The sequence below is a fragment of the Streptomyces sp. CC53 genome (assembly GCF_001865245.1).
In the GTDB taxonomy this organism is placed as follows: Bacteria; Actinomycetota; Actinomycetes; order Streptomycetales; family Streptomycetaceae; genus Streptomyces.
Window position 1 is genome coordinate 1 of the sequence record NZ_MKXB01000037.1, and the last position, 17,609, is coordinate 17,609.

At 70.2% G+C, this 17,609-nt stretch carries 8 protein-coding genes; 3 read left to right on the forward strand and 5 right to left on the reverse strand.

The annotated features are described in order from the left end of the window. Positions 1 to 165 precede the first annotated feature (165 nt). Together BJP40_RS03685 and BJP40_RS03690 are read right to left on the reverse strand one after the other, a co-directional pair. Positions 166 to 714: a hypothetical protein gene (locus BJP40_RS03685; RefSeq protein WP_071278583.1), complete on the reverse strand. Its 549-nt coding sequence runs from the start codon at positions 712 to 714 to the stop codon at positions 166 to 168. 17 nt (positions 715 to 731) lie between these two features. Further along, positions 732 to 8,363 carry a ricin-type beta-trefoil lectin domain protein gene (locus tag BJP40_RS03690; protein WP_071278584.1) on the reverse strand — a complete coding sequence of 2,544 codons (7,632 nt, stop codon included), beginning with the start codon at positions 8,361 to 8,363 and terminating at the stop codon, positions 732 to 734. A 704-nt stretch (positions 8,364 to 9,067) separates the two neighbouring features. Here BJP40_RS03690 and BJP40_RS03695 point away from each other — a divergent pair. The 3 genes from BJP40_RS03695 to coaA all read left to right on the forward strand — a co-directional run bounded on the left by BJP40_RS03695 (position 9,068) and on the right by coaA (position 14,574). Beyond that, on the forward strand, positions 9,068 to 12,568 hold the full coding sequence (locus BJP40_RS03695) for an FG-GAP-like repeat-containing protein (RefSeq protein WP_071278585.1): 3,501 nt from the start codon (positions 9,068 to 9,070) through the stop codon (positions 12,566 to 12,568). Positions 12,569 to 12,642: 74 nt separating this feature from the next. Then, positions 12,643 to 13,353, forward strand: coding sequence for a hypothetical protein (locus BJP40_RS03700; RefSeq protein WP_071278586.1), 711 nt, complete (start codon positions 12,643 to 12,645; stop codon positions 13,351 to 13,353). Positions 13,354 to 13,551: 198 nt separating this feature from the next. Beyond that, positions 13,552 to 14,574, forward strand: coding sequence for a type I pantothenate kinase (gene coaA, locus BJP40_RS03705; protein WP_079170895.1), 1,023 nt, complete (start codon positions 13,552 to 13,554; stop codon positions 14,572 to 14,574). Between the two features lie 108 nt (positions 14,575 to 14,682). Here coaA and glmM read toward each other — a convergent pair whose 3' ends face one another. The 3 genes from glmM to rplM form a co-directional block, all read right to left on the reverse strand. After that, positions 14,683 to 16,041 (reverse strand): phosphoglucosamine mutase, encoded by a 1,359-nt coding sequence (gene glmM / locus BJP40_RS03710; protein WP_071267623.1) that lies wholly within the window; start codon positions 16,039 to 16,041, stop codon positions 14,683 to 14,685. Positions 16,042 to 16,181: 140 nt separating this feature from the next. Further along, positions 16,182 to 16,694, reverse strand: a complete 513-nt coding sequence (gene rpsI / locus BJP40_RS03715; RefSeq protein ID WP_071278587.1) for a 30S ribosomal protein S9 — start codon at positions 16,692 to 16,694, stop codon at positions 16,182 to 16,184. A 41-nt stretch (positions 16,695 to 16,735) separates the two neighbouring features. Further along, entirely contained in the window at positions 16,736 to 17,179 is a 444-nt protein-coding gene (gene rplM, locus BJP40_RS03720) for a 50S ribosomal protein L13 (protein WP_071278588.1), read from the reverse strand. Positions 17,180 to 17,609 lie beyond the last annotated feature (430 nt).

Genomic DNA, 17,609 nt, shown 5'->3' on the forward strand with positions numbered 1-17,609 from the left:
CATGACGAGGATGTAGCACCGCCAACGCCGACTGTCACCCCACCCTTTCAACCTCAGCGTCACCCCGCACAGGAGCCCCGCCAGGCAACGCCTGACGGGGCTCCTCGTTCGCCATTATGAACGCTTCTTGCGACTCTATGGCCGACCGTTCAAGAGGGGGCACCATTACCTGGTGAACGTGACTACACTTTGCCGATATTCACTGCCGCCCTCCGGGGATTCCCGACAGATTTCGATCACGAAATCCCCCAAGGCGTTTTTCGCCGGCTTTCCGTCCGCACCGAGCGCGCCAGGCTCAGCCTTCCAGTCGATCAAGTGAACCTGGACCGCATACCTTCCCGAGTCGAGCGGAAGTTGAAGCCGGTCCGCACCGGTATACTCTCCGACCGCCTCAAGCCCGCCCAGTGCTACCAGGCCATCAGAAACCAGGAGATAGGACTGCGACGAAACGAGGCGGAACCGCGCCTCGCGCTCCGTGAGACTACCAAGAACCGAGACGCCGCGAACGGTGAACTGGTAAGCGCCGTCACCGCCGATATTGACAGGCACCAGGGCGCCTTCCGTGATGGCTTCGGCGAGACTCTCCTCGTCCGCGACCTCGTCCTCCCACTCCTCCAAGTCGGTCACCCCGGCGAAGCGGGAGAGCCTCCACAAGGCGAACATCCCCGCTGACGTACCAACCGTCTCCGTTACGTCAAGGCCCAGCAGCGTCATAGCTCTCTCTCCCGCCCCTAACACCGTCTGCTGATATTGATCTGACACACTACATCGCCGGGTTTGAGACCCTGTTTCTTCAACTGCCGGGCTATCTGTGAACCGATACTTCGATTGACGGAACTGTCGAGTGGCGTCATGTTTGTGACATCATCTGCACCACCGAGTTGCAGTTCAATTATGTGGTCGATATCCGATCCATCGACCGTTTTGTTACCCGCGCGGCGCCACATATCCGCCGCGCTTCCTGATCGCTCCACCTTCGTCACGACCAGGTTGTCGGAGGCATTGAGAGCGGCAACCTTACGATCAGCTGCTGCTATCTGGTCCGCATCCCAGCTTTTCTTATACTTCAACTCAAGGGTCGCGCCATTGCAGTTATGCACGAGGACCGGCGTGGCCCCCGCCAGCACATAGTACGTGTGCAGGTTGGTGACGGTGAGGTTGTGGACCGCGGCACGCTGCGCGGTCCAGCGCTGGATGGCGGTGATCTGGACGTAGGTGCCGGCGCTGGTCTGGAGCCACTGGCCGCTCTTGAGGTCGGTGGCGTCGATCCATTCGCCGAGTTCCGGTACCCAGAAGGGGTGGCCGTCGGTGGCGGTGACCATGGCTGTGGCGCCGCCCTGGTCACCGTCGGTGTCAACGGTGACCTTGACCAGGTGCTTCAGGCCTTCGCCCTTGATCTTGGCAGAGACCGTTTCAGTGGTGGTCTCGCCGGTCTCGGGGTCGGTGGCCAGAACCTTGTCGCCGTTCTTGACGTCCTCGATGGGCTTGGTAGTGCCGTCCGCCATCAGGACGAGTGTGCCGGGCGTGAAGCTGTTGCTCGCCTTCTTGCAGCCACCACCCTTGCCTGTTATCCGTGCCTTTACTCGCTGGTAGGCGTTGCTAACCTTCTCGCGCCCCTTGGAAAGGGACTTGGCGGCCTTCTGGTGAGCGTTGCCGGTCTTCTTCGCACCTTCCTTCACCGCTCTTGTGGCGGCTTCCTTGGCCTTCTCCAGTTTGGCCTGCGCGGCCTTCAGCGCGGCTGCCTTCTTCGCCTCGGCTGCCTTCCGTGCAGCTTCCTCGGCCCTTTTAGCCGCGGCGATGATCTTCTCTGCCTTCGCCAACGCCGTACGCCATGCGTCAACAGCCTTCAAGATCTTCCAAAGAGCGTTCATGATCTTGCCGAACATCCTGAAGGCACTCAGCCCGGGAAGCGCGTTCGCGGCGAGACTTCCGCAGGCCCATAGGTCGCGCGACGAGATGCAGCTCTTTATGTCGTCGAGGAGAAGACCCTTCAGCACGGCGGCTCCGTTGCTGATGATGATGTCCGTCATCGACGTGTTGCGCTGCTTGTTGGCCCACGCCACCTCGGACGACGACGGGCCGCCGTAGTCGCCGGTGGCGCCCGGTGCCTCGGAGGCGAGGCCGCTCGGGTCGGCATAGGTGACCGGGTTGTTCTCGCTGTAGACGTAGCCGTTGAGCTGGACCGGGTCGTTCAGGTCCAGGACGGGGTCGGCCGACAGGAAGCGGCCCGTGTGGGGGTCGTACTCGCGGGCGCCGAGGTGGACCAGGCCCGTGCCGGTGTCGTCGTCGCCGCCGACGTATCCGCGGTGTGCGCGCCAGTTGTCGTCCTGGGCCCGCTTGACGCCGAACGGGTCGGTCCTGGAGATCTGTACGCCGTTGCCCTCGGCCAGCATCACGTTCGTGTACGCGGTGCCGTTCTGGTCCGCCACCTGCACGGACAGGGTCGGGGCGCCGTTGCCCAGCACATGGCGCATCACCGTCGGCGCGCCCGGCTGGGCGTAGTAGCGCTCGGTGTAGGAAGGCGCGCCGCTGCGGGTGGTCGCGACCGTGGTGTCACCCAGGTACAAGGTGTGTTCGCCGGCACTGACCGCCATCAGGCGCCCGCCCGAGGCGTCGTAGACGTACCGCGTCTCGTCCGCCGGCACCCACGACTGGGCCTCGCCGTCGGTGTCGCACGCGGCCAGCACCAGGTCCGTGCCGTTCGCCGTGGCGGCGCCGGGTACGGTCAGGCACTTGCCCGACGCTTCGTGGCGCAGCTTGGCGCCCGCGGCGACCGTCGTCCACCGCTGGTCCGCCGTGCCCGTGCAGTCGGCGATCACCACGGCGGTGCCGTCCGCCGTGGCGCCGTCCTTCGGCGTCACACAGTGGTCGAGGATCTTCAGGGCGCCCGTCGAGGGGTCGGCGGGTGTCGCGCCGTCGATCCGCAGCTTCTGCGCCTTCGTGCCGTTGCACAGGTAGAGCTGCAGGGGCGTCCCGGCCAGCGTCGAGCCCGACGACAGGTCCAGGCACTTGCCCGCCAGGCCCACCCACGCGCCGGCGCCCTTCGCGCCGAAGCCGGTGACCGTCTCCGCCTTGCCGTCCCAGGTCCAGGTCAGCGTCTGGGTGTCACCGCCGTCCTGACGGGCGACGGTGTTGCCGGACGCGTCGTACGTGCGCGTCGACTCGCTGGTGACCTGGGCGCCCTCGTCCGTGACGTACGTACGTGTCATCGACGTCAGGGTGTGGGGCTGTGTGCCGTCGGGGCCGCCGTACCGGTAGCTCGTCGTGGCCTTCCTGGCCTCGTCGAGCACCGTCTTGAACCCGCTCGGCGTGTTCGCGTCCGGCGCCAGGGTGATGTGGTGCTCGGTCAGCTCCGACCGGTTGCCGGCCGCGTCGTAGACGTACTCCTTCCAGTAGCCGCCGCCCGCCGCCGTGACGTTGAGCGTGTCGTCGTCCTCGTACTTCGGCGCGGCTTCGGTCTTGCCGGCGGCCCGGCAGGCGCCCGGCGCCGTCCACGCCTTGGTGAGCTGGCCCAGTACGTCGTAGGTGAAGCACTGGCGGTCGGTCACCCCGTTCGAGGTGTCCGCGATCGTGGTGACGTTGCCGGCCGGGTCGTAGCCGTAGGTGCGGTGGTTGACCCGGTGGCCGGGGACCGTCGACGTGTCGCTGGTCGACTCCCGGTCGACGTAGCTCTCCTTCAGCTCGCCGGTCCGCTCGTCGAAGAGGTTCGTGGTCCACACGCGGTGCGGCTGCTCGCCGCTGACCGTGCGCAGCACCTCACCGTGGACGCTGTAGTGCGTCTCGGCGGTGTACCAGTCGAGGCCGGACGTCGAGACGGGCAGTCCGTCGTCGTTGTAGCGGGTGACGACCCGCTCGGCGGGCAGGGCGCCGGCGGCCGGCAGCGTGACGGCCTTCGGGAGACCCGTCTTCGTGTACTCGTACTGGTACGCGTAGGTCTCCTCCAGGCCGGATGCCGACGCGATCGAGGCGGGCAGCCTGAGCCGCTTGCCCGTGGGCTGGTAGTCGCTCGTGTAGCCGGTGATCTCGGTGGTGTAGCCGAGGCCGTCGGTGTACCGGGTCGCGGCGGCCGGCAGGCCGATGCCGCCGAGCACCGAGTCGTACGTGTACGAGCTGAGGAGGGTGCCCGTGGACGAGCCGAGCCGCTGCGACGTGGGCCGCGACAGCTTGTCGTAGCCGGTCCACACGGTGACGCCCCGCGCGTCGGTCGTCGTCACCGGGCGGTCGAGCACGTCGTACGTCGTCGTGGTCGTCCCGGTGTCGGGGTCGGTCGCGGAGACCTGCCGGCCGCGCGCGTCGTACGCCCACGTCCAGGTGTTGCCCAGGTGATCCTCGGCCTTGACCTTGTCGCCGCGCGCGTCGTACGCGTACGTCGTCGAGCGGGCGGCCGCGTCGTTGCGGGCCGCGTCCGTGAAGGTGTCGACGCGGATCGTGCGGCCGAGGGCGTCGGTCCAGCTCCGCTGGGAGGCGCCGCCCTCGGGTTCGATGACGGTCGAGTGGTCGTAGCCGTAGGCGTAGCGGGTCTGCTTCGTGAGATGGGGCGTGCCGTCCTCGACGGGGGTCTCCGCGAGGAGCCGGCCCAGGCCGTCGTACATGAAGTACGTGGCGTTCGGCACGTTGAAGTCCGAGGCCTTCTCGAACATCACCGTCCGCGGCTCGCCGGTGGCGTAGTACGCGTTGTTGGTGGTCTGGATCGTGCCGTTCGCGCTGTAGAGCACGTCCGTGATCAGGCGGCCTTCGCCGACCGCGGGGGTCTGCCGCTGGCGTTCCCGGCCGAGGCCGTCGTAGAACACCACCGAGTCGCTGTACGTGCCGTCGTCGCCCAGGGTGGAGGTGACGACGGAGACCGGCGGGACGAGGTTGTAGGTGAACGTGACGGACGGGGGCTCGCCGGCGGACTGCGAGGTCGCCCAGCCCTTCGTCGTACGGCCCAGGGCGTCGTACGCGTACACGGTCGTGCGGCCGTTGGTGTCGGTGTCCGTCAGCGTGGTGCCGCGGCCCGGCTCGATGGTGGAGGTCGTCGTGTGGCCGAGCGCGTTGGCGGACGTGAGCTGGTACACCTGCCCCGTCGACGGGGTGTAGGTGGTGGTGTCCTTGTTGCCCTGCGCGTCCGTGGTCGAGGTGGAGCGCCCGTACGCGTCGTAGGTGAGCGTGGCGTTCTGCGTCCAGCCGCCGCCGTCGCCGCTGATGTTCCAGGTGGTGGTGGCCAGGCCCTTGGCGGGCGCGGCTCCGAAGGCGCCGCCGTCGTAGGCGACGCGCGAGCCGGATATCCAGTCGGCCGGAGTGGCCGTGGCGGCCTCGGCGCAGGTGCCGGCGGTGGTGAGCGTCTCCTTGGACAGGCCGATGAGGTGGGCGCTCGTGTTGTGGACGTAGGAGAGGACCGAGCAGGTCTCGTCGCCGGTCCGGCCGGTGTCACCGAGGCTCTCGACGGTGACGGGCAGGCCGTACGTGGGCTCGTGGGTGGTGCTGGTCTCCAGGGTTCGCCAGGTCCGGGTGTCCGGCGTGCCCTGGGAGTCCTTGCCGGTGCCGGAGGAGCGGGTGACCGTGGTGCTGTGGGAGGTCTGGACGCGGTACGCCTTCAGCGGGGGGATTCCGCCGTCGCGGGCGCGGGACGCCAGTTCCGTCACGGTCGGGTAGTCCACGGACCGGGTCAGCAGGTCCCCGTTGTACCGGGTGTACATGCGGGTCTCGGCCACCCGGCCCTGGTAGGCCTGGTGGTCGGTGGCGATGACCTCTCCGTCGCCGTCCACGACGGTGACCGAGCGTTTCGTGCCGCCCGGGAGCGGGTCTCCGTCCATGCCGCGGAAGTAGCGGGTCTCGCTCGCCGACCGCTGGGTGCTCGTGAGGTTCCGGATGTCGACGAAGTCGTCGCCGCCGACGGTGAGGACGCCGCTGAAGCCGCGCCACTGGTCGTAGGTGCGGGTCTTCTTCTTCGAGAACTCGGCCTGGTTGAGTGCCCAGGCCCCGCCGTCCAGGTACTCGTACGACGTGGTGAGCGTCTGGCCGCCCGCGATGGCGGGCATCTCCTGGACCTGGTCGACGACGTACTTGTTGAACCAGTCGATGGTCTCGTCGCTCTTGTCCGGATCCGGGTGCCAGTAGGCGGGGAAGCACAGCCCGGTGTTCTCGTGGGGCTTCGGGAACCCGCTGCCGGAGGCGCAGGCGCCTTCGGGCCGGCGGTAGGTGACGACGGTCTCGCCCGCGTACTCGTTGACGATGCGGGCGAGGCGGAGCCGGTCGAACGTGGGGTTGGGGTCCGAGGCGCCCTTCTTCACGCGGTTGGGCATGCGCTCGGTGTTGGGCACGAACTGGACGGGCCGCAGGCTGAGCGACGTGCCGCCGGTGTCATAGCCGTGCCGGGTGATGGACTCCAGCCACAGCGCCGTGCCCTCGTCGGTCTTCTCCGCGGGCAGCGACTGGCTCAGCGTCCACGAGTCGACCTTCGACAGCGCCTCCGAGCCCTGGGTGCGCTGCGCCAGCGTGGTGACCTCGGCGAGGCGCTTGCGGGTCCAGAAGGTCGGGACGGGGACGAAGCACTCCTTGCCCGAGGCCGCGGAGCAGTACAGGTCGGCCGGGGTGTCGTACCAGATGCGGCTCTTCGCGTAGTCACCCGACGTGAAGTTCGCCGGGTCGCAGGTGAGCGCGCCTTCCTTGAAGCACCGTTCGTCGGTCTTGAACTCCACCCGGGCGATCGGGCCGGCCGTGAAGAGGGAGTCGGCGCGCTGGCCGTAGTCGATCCGGGTGAGGTAGCCGCCCCGGATGTACCTGGCCTTCTCCTTGTACTTCAGGTTCTTGCCGTAGTGGTTGTCCTCCCGGCCCCACCACAGCGACATGGCGTTGCCCTGCGGGTCGACGACGTAGTCGAGGTTCCAGCGCCATGCCTGCTCGCAGAAGGAGGCGGCGAAGGACGAGTCGTAGCAGGGCTCTCCCGGCTGGTTGCCGGCGACCGGGACCCACAGGACGGAGTTGGTCGTGGGGCTGCCGGCGGTCCACCCCGGGAGCTTGTGCAGCCCGAAGTGGTACTGGGTGCCGTCGCGGGTGGTGACGCGCCAGTGCTCGCCGTCCTTGTCGCCGTTGCCGAGGCTGCTGTCCTTGAGCAGCTCGACCCGGGAGCCGTCGCCGTTGGCGGTGACCCACTCGCCGGTGGTGTCGTCCTTGACGAGCTCGGTCGTCGTCCCGCCGAGCGTCAGGGTGGCGTTGTGCGAGCCCCAGCACAGGTCACCGGTCTTGCGGTCGGCGTTGTTGGCGCCGGTGCGGTCGTCGCGGCAGGCGCGGTAGCTGCGGGTGATGGAGCCGGGGTTGTACTCCCAGCCGTCACCGATCCAGGACGCCTGGTTGTTGGTGGCGGAGGTACGGCCGTCGACGACCTGGGAGTTGTAGCCGAACGCGATGCTCGGCGACGGTCCGGCCGGGACGCTGGGCGTCTGCAGGTCGTAGGTGTAGGTGAAGGCGCCCGAGTTGTTGCCGGCGGCCCAGGAGCCCGCGCTGACCAGCGGCGTCGCGGAGAAGTCGCCCTTGGCTCCGCTGCCGGCGGAGGTCGCGGTGAAGACGGACGCCCCGGAGCTGACAGCCGCCTGGAGCGCGGTCGCACTGGAGGACAGCGGGCGGTACACGGCACTGGTGACCGTGCCACTGCTCGTGGCGGTGGCCGGGGTGGCCGTGGACGAACCTGAGCCGGGGTCGGTGAGCGTGGCCACGTCCACGACGGCTTCGACCCGGCGTACGCCGTCCAGGACGCCGTCCCCGGCGACGTCACCGGCCTGGGGCTCGACGACGTTCTGCACGTCGACCTCGGCCGGCTCGCTGCAGCCCTCGACGTCCGGGGTGGTCAGGAAGCACGCCGGGTAGCGGGTGAGCTGGAGCCGGTCGGCCCAGTGGGCGCCGTACAGCTCGGCGAACTCGGTGTAGTCGAGGGCGAGGACGGCCTCGCCGGTCGCCGAGGCCGGGGGTGTCACGGTGAAGACGAGACCGGAGACGTCCCGGTCCCCCAGGTCGGCCTCGTCGGCCAGCGCGACCTGCCAGTCGCCCTCCAGGGCGGAGGCGTCCTCGGCCGTTGCCGTCTCCGGTGCGCCCACCTCGACGGGCAGGGTTCCCACCTGGACCGTCTCACCCGCGGTCAGCCCCGTGACGGTCTCCGTGGCGGAAGCGGCGGGCGGAGCCGCCGTCTTGGTGGGCTCGTACTCCACGGTGCGCGGCACCTCGGCGGTCACCGTGTCGGCGAGGCCTCCGCCGTTCTGGCCCTCCGCCGGGGTCCGCTCGGGCAGTTCGACCAGCTCGACCGCGGCGCGGTCCTCCTCGACCGGCGGCGCCGCGTAGGCCGTGGGCAGCAGCCCCGCGGTGAGTGCGACGGTGACCGCGGCGACCACACCGGTCCGGTGACGCGCGCGTCTGCGCCGCTCGGCTCTGGAGCCGGGCAGACGTCCCCGGCCGCTCCACGACAGCGATCCCCACACGACGGCCGAGGCCCCCCCCAAGTTGATGCGATGTCAGCCGCCGAATGCCTTATCGGGTCACGGCTCCTGACAGGTCTGACGGGCGCATGTTCATCCATTTCTCACAGCTCCGTCAAACATCGATCACATAGAGTGAACTTGATCACGCCGCATCTCGCCGTGAATGGAGGCATCAAAAGCAATCGGCAGGAAAGTGAGCCATCAACCCAGGAATCGCCCGATTACCGAAGCATTCCGATCTCCTGTCAGGAGACCGCCGCATAGCGGGCTCAGAAAGCAGCCGATTCGCCTTCTTCAGGCCGGTTTGGCAGTCCCCCGTGCGCCACCGACGTGCAGGTACGGGCTCCCGTGTCGCGAATCGCGCCCTCAGGGCCGGGTGTATGGGCAGGCCTTGTCCAGGTGGAGGACACGGCCCTCATCAGTCATGCTTCTGCCGCACCTCCACCCACCGTGACGCCCAATCCGAGAGAAACGGTTCCGGGCGACACCGGCGGAGGTCGGGGGGTTCGGCAGCAGGTGACGGCATTCCTCGACTCGGAAGTCCACGTGAGCCGTTTCGGCGCCCGCGTGACAACTTTCGGTCACCGCAATGCCGTTGAGGGAGGGAGACCAGCACCGTGGACCGGCGTCGTATACGGGGGCTGCCCCGGCGTACCACGGCAGGAGTGGCGGCGGTCGTCGCCGCCGCGCTCGGCATCACGTTGCTGGGCCCCGAATGGGGAGGGACGGGTCCGGCGGACAACCCCCGTCCCGCGCGGTCGGGCGAGCCGCTCGACGAGGACGCCGCTGTCGCGAAAGCCAGGCAGAGCGGGAAGCGCGTCGAGGTCACGGCGCTGCGCAGCATCACCTCCACCACGTACGCCCTGCCCGACGGCAGCTTCGAGCTGACGGCGCACAGCGCGCCGATCCGCGCCGAGGTGGACGGTGTCTGGAAGCCCATCGACACCACGCTGCGGCGCCCCGCGCACGGGTGGGCGCCGAAGGCCGCCGTCGACCCCGCGCCCTTCTCGGCCGGCGACGGCAAGCCGACCCGGGGCAGCGACAGTCGAGCGAGCGGGCCCGCCTCTGCCCGGCACGCGGTCTACACCGTGTCCCGCACGGGCCACGGCGACATCTCGTCGGTCGCGGACGACAACGTCCAGTACACCGATCTGGCCACCTTCAGCTCCCAGGGGCACCAGGTCACGCTCCAGTGGCCGGGGACGCTCCCCGCGCCGGCCATCGACGGGGACCGCGCTCTCTACCGCAACGTGTTCCCGGACGTGGACCTGGTGCTGACCGCACGGGACAGCGGCTTCAGCCACGTCCTGGTCGTGCACACCCCCGAAGCCGCCGCCGGAGCGGAGCTGGCGACGCTGCGCTACCGCCTGACCTCCCCGGACCTGACGTTCCACCTCGACCCGGTCACGCGTGTGGTCACCGCGAAGGACAAGGCGGGCAACGAGACGGCCGTCTCCCCGACCCCGTACATGTGGGACTCGGCCGGCACCCCGGCCGAGACCCAGGGCGACGACCCGCAGCCTGTCGAGCCGCCCCCGAGCGTCCCCTCACCCTCGTACTCGGAGGAGCCGGGTGAGCCTCCGGCCCCGGCCCCGACGGACGGGCCAGGAGAGGACACGGCGGCACCGCAGCCCGTGGAGCCCGACCCGTCCGCCCAGCCGTCGGAACCCGGCCCGGCCGCCTCGGCCGCTCCGGCTCCCTCGCCGACCGACCCGGTGGACGGCCCGAGCGGGGACAGCACGGCCCAGCAGTCCGCGTACCGCACGGGCTCCACGACGGCGGGCAGCGGTGTGCGCCACGCCGCCGCCTTCGCCCGGACCGGCACGAGTGCCGTCACCGACGCGCAGGTCTTCGCGCTGCCCGCACTGGCAAGCCCCGGGCTCGGCGCGCACACCGCTGTCGGTGACGCCGCCCTCGCGGGACACGGCAGCTCCGAGGCCACGCTGACCGTCACCCCGAACCGGGCGATGCTCACCGGTGACGAGACCGTCTGGCCCCTCTTCATCGACCCGTCCCTCACCGGCAAGACCCACAACTGGACCACCGTCTACGAGAAGTACCCCAACTCCAGCTTCTACGACGGAGCGAATTACAACTCCGGCACCAACGAGGCCCGGGTCGGCTATGAGGCGAGCACCTGGGGGCTGTCCCGCTCCCTGTTCCGTCTCGGCTGGTCCTCCAGTTTCAAGGGCGCCATCGTGACCTCGGCCGAGATCAGGGTGCTGGAGACCTACTCCTGGTCGTGCTCGGCGCGCGCGATGGAGGTCTGGCACACGGACGGCATCTCCGCCTCCCACACGTGGAACAACCAGCCCAAGTGGCGGACGAAGCTCGACAGCAAGTCCTTCGCCCACGGCTACAACTCGTCCTGCCCCGACGCCTACGTCACCTTCGACGGCAAGGCCATGGCCCAGGTCGCCGCGGACACCGGAGCGACCAGCGTCAACATCGGCTTGAAGGCACTCGACGAGAGCAAGACCTCGTCGGGGGCGTACTCCTGGAAGAAGTTCCGTGCCGAGGGCGAGGCCGCCCCGAAGATCACCATCACCTACAACCGCCGACCGCTCGTGCCGACCGGCCTCACCATGGCTCCCGGCCCGGACTGCGACACCACGAGCCCGTACGGCTCCGTCGGGAAGAGCGACCTGACGTTCGCCGCGCGCGGCGCCGACCACGACGGCGACCTGAGGTACCTGCACTTCGAGGTGTGGATCGACGGGACCGCCACCAAGATCGTCGACTCCCACCGCACCCCCCTCAGCACGGGGTACGCCGACGTCACCATCCTCGGCAGCAAGTTCGCCAACGGAAAAACCTACGGCTGGCGGGTGCGGTCCATCGACTCCTCGGGGGCCGCGTCCGCCTACGCTCCGGCCGGCGGCCTGTGCCGCTTCGTCTACGACTCCGGCCGGCCGAACGCCCCGGAGGTCTCCTCCGCCGAGTTCCCGCGGAGCGACCAGAACGGCGAGAACTGGTCCACGGTGCCCTTCGGGCAGACCGGCCAGTTCACCTTCAGCCCCGGCGGAAGCACGGACGTCGTCCAGTTCCAGTACTCCTTCAACACGAACACCTACAGCAAGAGTGTGAGCGTCGCCGCGGGAGCCAGCACCACCGTCAGCCTGGCGCCCCCGACCTCCGGAGCCAACGTGCTGTACGCCCGTTCGGTGGACAGCGCGGGCAACGCGTCCGAGGGCGAGAAGTACCTCTTCTACGTCACGCCGCGGGACACCGCCGACGCCCCGGGAGACATGGCGGGAGACGGCCAGCCCGACCTCTTCATGATCAACCCCTCGGGCGACCTGAGGCTCTTCTCCTCCACCCGAGCCGGTGACCTGCACACCTCGCTGCCCGGCGCCCACGCCGACGGCACCAACCTGGAGACGGCCGAGGGCTACGCCGGGTACTGGACGGGCGAGGACGGCAGCCCCGCGCTCATCACCCACCACGGAGACTTCCTCCCGGGCGACGGAATCCAGGACCTCCTCGCCCGCATGCCCGACGGCAAGCTCTACCTGTACCGGGGCGACGGCTACGGCAGCGTCGACATCGAGCAGCGGCTGGCGGTGGAGCTGCCGTCCGGCGCCCCCGCGCCCTCGGCCTACACCCAGGTCCTCGCGGTCGGTGACATCAACAAGGACCGCAGGCCGGATGTGTTCGTGACGTCGGGCGCGGAGCTGTGGGCACTGCTCGGTTACACGGGCGGCTCGTTCACCAGCGCGACGAAGCTCTCCTCCACCGGCTGGGACCAGCGTGACCTGGTGAATGTCGGTGACGTCAACCAGGACGGCGCCGTGGACCTCGTGTACCGGGACTTCACCGACTCCCGGCTGCTGCTGCGCCTCGGGAAGCCGGACGCGGCCACCGGCACCAGCCTGGCCTCACTGGGGAGCGCCGCAGCGTCGCTGAACGGCACCGACGCCCAGTACGGCACCGGGTGGAGCACCACGAACATCCGGCTGATGATGGGCACGCCCGATGTCACCGGCGACAAGATCCCCGACATCTGGGCGATCGCGTCCGACGGCACGATCCGCTTCTACACCTGCACCAGCACCTCGGGCGGCAGCGCCGTCACGGTCACCGGTGGCGGTTGGAGCAGCACGAAGGCCTTCGGCTGAGCAGTGCGGCCATGGCCATGCCGTGTGCCCACCGCCACCAGCGCCGAACCGACACCGGAAGGAATCGAACCGACATGAGGGTGACCCGCACCGGCTCCGCCGGCGTCCGTGCGTCGGCGCTGCTCGGGCTCGCGCTGGTGACCGGGTGCACCGCGGTCGGCAGCGGCGGGGGTCTGGAGCCGGCCGGACCCCGCCTCCGGGCGCAGGCCGAGCCCAGCCGGGAGGCCGTGTCCACGGGCGGCCTGGCCGCGCTCACCCTGGCCCAGGGTGACGTGGCCGGGCACACCGTGCGGGAGCCCGCGCCCGACGAGCGGGTGGAGCAGCGGGACGTCGAGGCCGACGGGCCGTGCCGGGCCCTCGCTCATGTGCTGGCGGGTGCCGCGGCCGGTGACCCGTCGGGCGCGACGGCGCGCCGGGTGGTGGGAAGCGGCACGGCGACGAGCGTGCTCCTCGCCACCCACGAAGGGCAGGGCGGCGTGGACGCGGCTCAGGCGTCCGTGGCGGCCGTCAACCGGGCCGCCGACGAGTGCGCCGGAGGGTTCGCCTACCGTCTCGGCGATCGGGAGCAGCGAATCACCGAGGTCACCCGGGAGGTGGCGCCCCGGGGCGCCGACCAGGCCGTCGCGTTCGGCGTGCGGATGGAGAAGAGCGGCACGCCCGCGCGCGGGAGGGTGATCCTCCTGCGCAAGGGAAGCAGCATCGCGTACATCACGGCCCTCGGAACCGACCGGAGTGCCGCGGTACCGGCCGAGGTCGTCGAGGCGCAGTTGGTCAAGCTGAGCTGAGCGGCGAGGGGGCGGCCACCCCGGGCGGGTGCTCCTCGCCGCCCGGTTCCGCGTGGCGGATCGCGCCGGACGCCTCCTGGGCTCGCCGGACCCGGCACGGAGGATCCGCCGGAACCCCGCCCGCCCCCGCCCGCAAGGGTGCACCCACGTGACCGACCCCACCCCCCGCGCCGCGCCTGTGGGCCCGACAATGGATCTGTGATCACTTCGCCGCCACGGAGCAGCACACCGCCGCCGACCCCGGAGCCGGCCTCGGGCAATGGATCCGCCCGCGCCAGGGCCGAGTCGACGCCGTACGTCGACCTCACCCGGGAGCAGTGGAGCGCGCTGCGCGACAAGACGCCGCTGCCGCTCACCGCGGACGAGGTGGAGCGGCTGCGCGGTCTCGGCGACGTCATCGACCTCGACGAGGTCCGGGACATCTACCTCCCGCTCTCCCGGCTCCTCAACCTGTACGTGGGCGCCACCGCGAACCTGCGCGGGGCGCTCAACACGTTCCTGGGAGAGAAGGGCGCCCAGCGGGGCACGCCCTTCGTCATAGGCGTCGCCGGGTCGGTGGCCGTCGGCAAGTCGACGGTGGCCCGCCTCCTCCAGGCGCTGCTGGCCCGCTGGCCCGAGCACCCGCGCGTGGAGCGGGTCACGACCGACGGCTTCCTGCTGCCGATGAAGGAGCTGCAGGCGCGGGGGCTGATGTCCCGCAAGGGCTTCCCCGAGTCGTACGACCGCAGGGCGCTCACCCGCTTCGTCGCGGACATCAAGGCGGGCAAGGAGGAGGTGACGGCGCCGGTCTACTCGCACCTCATCTACGACATCGTCCCGGACCAGCGCCTCACCGTGCGGCGCCCGGACATCCTCATCGTGGAGGGCCTCAACGTCCTCCAGCCGGCCCTGCCCGGCCAGGACGGCCGCACCCGCGTCGGCCTGGCGGACTACTTCGACTTCTCCGTGTACGTGGACGCCCGGGCCGAGGACATCGAGCTCTGGTACCTGAATCGTTTCCGCAAGCTGCGCGAGACCGCGTTCCAGGACCCGTCGTCGTACTTCCGCAAGTACACGCAGGTCAGCGAGGACGAGGCGCTCGACTACGCCCGCACGATGTGGCGCACCATCAACAAGGTGAACCTGCTGGAGAACGTGGCGCCCACCCGCGGCCGCGCCACCCTGGTCGTCCGCAAGGGCCCGGACCACAAGGTCCAGCGGCTCTCCCTGCGCAAGCTCTGAGCCCACAGCCCCTCCCGCGCCGGGGGGCCGGAGCGGGTACGGGAACGGGGGTGCCCCGCAGGTCCGCGACCGGACCTGCGGGGCACCCCCGTCACCTGCGGGCGGCGGTCAGCCCAGCGCGGCCTTCACCACGTCGGCGAGCTGCCCGGCCACCGCGCGGGCCTGCTCCAGGTCGGCGGCCTCCACCATGACCCGTACCAGCGGCTCCGTGCCGGACGGGCGCAGCAGGACGCGGCCGGTGGCGCCGAGGCCGCGCTCGGCCTCCGCGACGGCGGTGGCCAGCTCCGGGGACGTCTTCACCCGGGACCTGTCGACGTCCTTGACGTTGATGAGGACCTGCGGCAGCCGCTCCATGACGCCGGCCAGGTCGGCGAGCCGCCGCCCGGTGGCCGCGACCCGGGCCGCCAGCAGCAGGCCGGTGAGGGTGCCGTCGCCGGTGGTGGCGTGGTCCAGGACGATGACGTGCCCGGACTGCTCGCCGCCCAGCGCGTAGCCCTTGTCCTTCATCTCCTCCAGCACGTACCGGTCGCCGACCGCCGTCTGGACGAGCCGCAGCCCCTCGCGCTCCATGGCGAGCTTGAAGCCCAGGTTCGACATCACGGTGGCGACAACGGTGTCACCGCGCAGCGTGCCCGCCTCGCGCATGGCGAGCGCAAGGACGGCGAGGATCTGGTCACCGTCGACCTCGGTGCCCGTGTGGTCCACGGCCAGGCAGCGGTCGGCGTCGCCGTCGTGGGCGATGCCCAGGTCGGCGCCGTGTTCCAGGACGGCGGCGCGCAGCATGTCGAGGTGGGTGGAGCCGCAGCCGTCGTTGATGTTGAGCCCGTCGGGCCGGGCGCCGATCGTGACGACCTCCGCCCCGGCCTGCTCGAACGCGGCGGGCGACACCCGGGACGCCGCGCCGTGCGCCTCGTCCAGGACGACCTTCAGCCCGTCGAGCCGGTTCGGCAGCACCGACAGCAGGTGCGCCACGTACTGGTCGCCGCCCTGCGCGTAGTCCGTGACGCGGCCCACGCCGGCGCCGGTCGGGCGGTCCCACGGCTCACCGCGCCGGTGCTCCTCGTACACGGCCTCGATGCGGTCCTCGAGGTCGTCGGGCAGCTTGTGGCCGCCGCGCGCGAAGAACTTGATGCCGTTGTCGGGCATGGCGTTGTGCGAGGCGGACAGCATGACGCCCAGGTCGGCGCCGAGCGAACCGGTCAGGTACGCCACCGCGGGGGTGGGCAGCACCCCGACCCGCAGCACGTCGACACCGGCGCTGGCGAGGCCCGCGACGACGGCGGCCTCCAGGAACTCCCCTGACGCCCGCGGATCCCTGCCGACCACCGCGGTCGGCCGATGGCCCTCGAAGGTGCCGGCCTCGGCGAGCACGTGCGCCGCCGCCACCGACAGCCCGAGCGCCAGCTCGGCCGTCAGGTCCGCGTTGGCGACGCCGCGCACGCCGTCCGTGCCGAAGAGTCGTCCCACAGCTGTCCTCCATTGCGTTACACGGCCGTCCCCAGCGACGTCCGCCATCGGCCCCTGAAAGGGGCGCGCCCCGGTGGCACACGGAGTGTGCCACCGGGGCGTACCTTACGAGCAGACCGAGCAGCTCGCGCAGGCGCGGCTTAGCGCTTGCTGTACTGCGGGGCCTTGCGGGCCTTCTTCAGACCGGCCTTCTTGCGCTCGACCGCACGGTCGTCGCGGCGCAGGAAGCCCGCCTTCTTCAGCGCGCCGCGGTTGTTGTCGACGTCCGCCTCGTTCAGCGCACGGGCGACACCCAGACGGAGCGCACCGGCCTGGCCGGAGACACCGCCACCCGCGATGCGGGCGACGACGTCGTAGCGGCCCTCGAGCTCCAGCACCTTGAAGGGCTCGTTGACTTCCTGCTGGTGCACCTTGTTCGGGAAGTAGTCCTCAAGGGTGCGACCGTTGATCTTCCACTTGCCGGTGCCCGGGACGATCCGGACGCGGGCGATGGCGTTCTTGCGGCGACCCAGGCCGGCGGCCGGCTGCGGCTCGCCGAAGCGGGAGGCGAGGGACTCGGACGTGTAGTCGCCCTCGACGGCCTCGGTCTCGGTGGTGTACTCCTCGACGCCCTCGAACTCGTCGACGGGGGTCTCAGGGGTGGTCTCGGCCACGATTCTCCTCAGATTCTTTTCGTCTTAGGGGGTGGCCGGACTTACTGCGCGACCTGGGTGATCTCGAACGGGACCGGCTGCTGAGCAGCGTGCGGGTGGTTCTCACCCGCGTAGACCTTCAGCTTCGAGAGCATCTGGCGGCCCAGGGAGTTCTTGGGGAGCATGCCCTTGACGGCCTTCTCGATGGCCTTCTCGGGGTTCTTCTCCAGCAGCTCGTCGTAGCGGACGGAGCGCAGACCACCCGGGTAGCCGGAGTGGCGGTAGGCCATCTTCTTGGTCCGCTTGTTGCCGGACAGGTGCACCTTGTCAGCGTTGATGACGATGACGAAGTCACCGGTGTCAACGTGCGGCGCGTAGATCGCCTTGTGCTTGCCCCGAAGGAGGCTCGCGGCAGTGGATGCCAGGCGACCCAGGACGATGTCCTGGGCGTCGATCACGTGCCACTGGCGAGTCACATCGCCGGGCTTGGGGCTGTACGTACGCACGGTCGTAGCCTTCGCTTCTTCAGTGAGTGGGTCCTGTCAAGGCCACCACGGACGATCACGACAGCCAAGAACCGCACGTCGGTGACGCAAACCGCGTGCTGGTCGCTGGTCATCGGCCCGGTGGACCGGCGTAACGGCCTCTCACGTGAGATCGAGCAAGCCAATACGCATAACGAACCAAGAGAATACGCGGGTCCCCCACCCGGGTCAAAACGACCCCGCGCCGCCGCTGCGCGGCACACCCGTGGACGCGGCGCGGCGCCGCCCCGCCGGGCCTCTCCCGCAGAGCACCCGCGGCGGGTCCCCGCCCAGCGTCCACCGCGGCCCGGCCTCCCCGGGAGCACCCGCGGGCCTGCGGCACCCTAGCCGCCCCCGGCTCCGCGGCACGCGCGCTGACCCCGCCGCCGCGCCCACGGCCGCCCCACCGCCG

Coding starts and splice junctions, on each gene's coding strand:
- BJP40_RS03685 (WP_071278583.1), bottom strand. CDS start 714: ATGACGCTGCTGGGCCTTGACGTAACGGAGACGGTTGGTACGTCAGCG.
- BJP40_RS03700 (WP_071278586.1), top strand. CDS start 12,643: ATGAGGGTGACCCGCACCGGCTCCGCCGGCGTCCGTGCGTCGGCGCTG.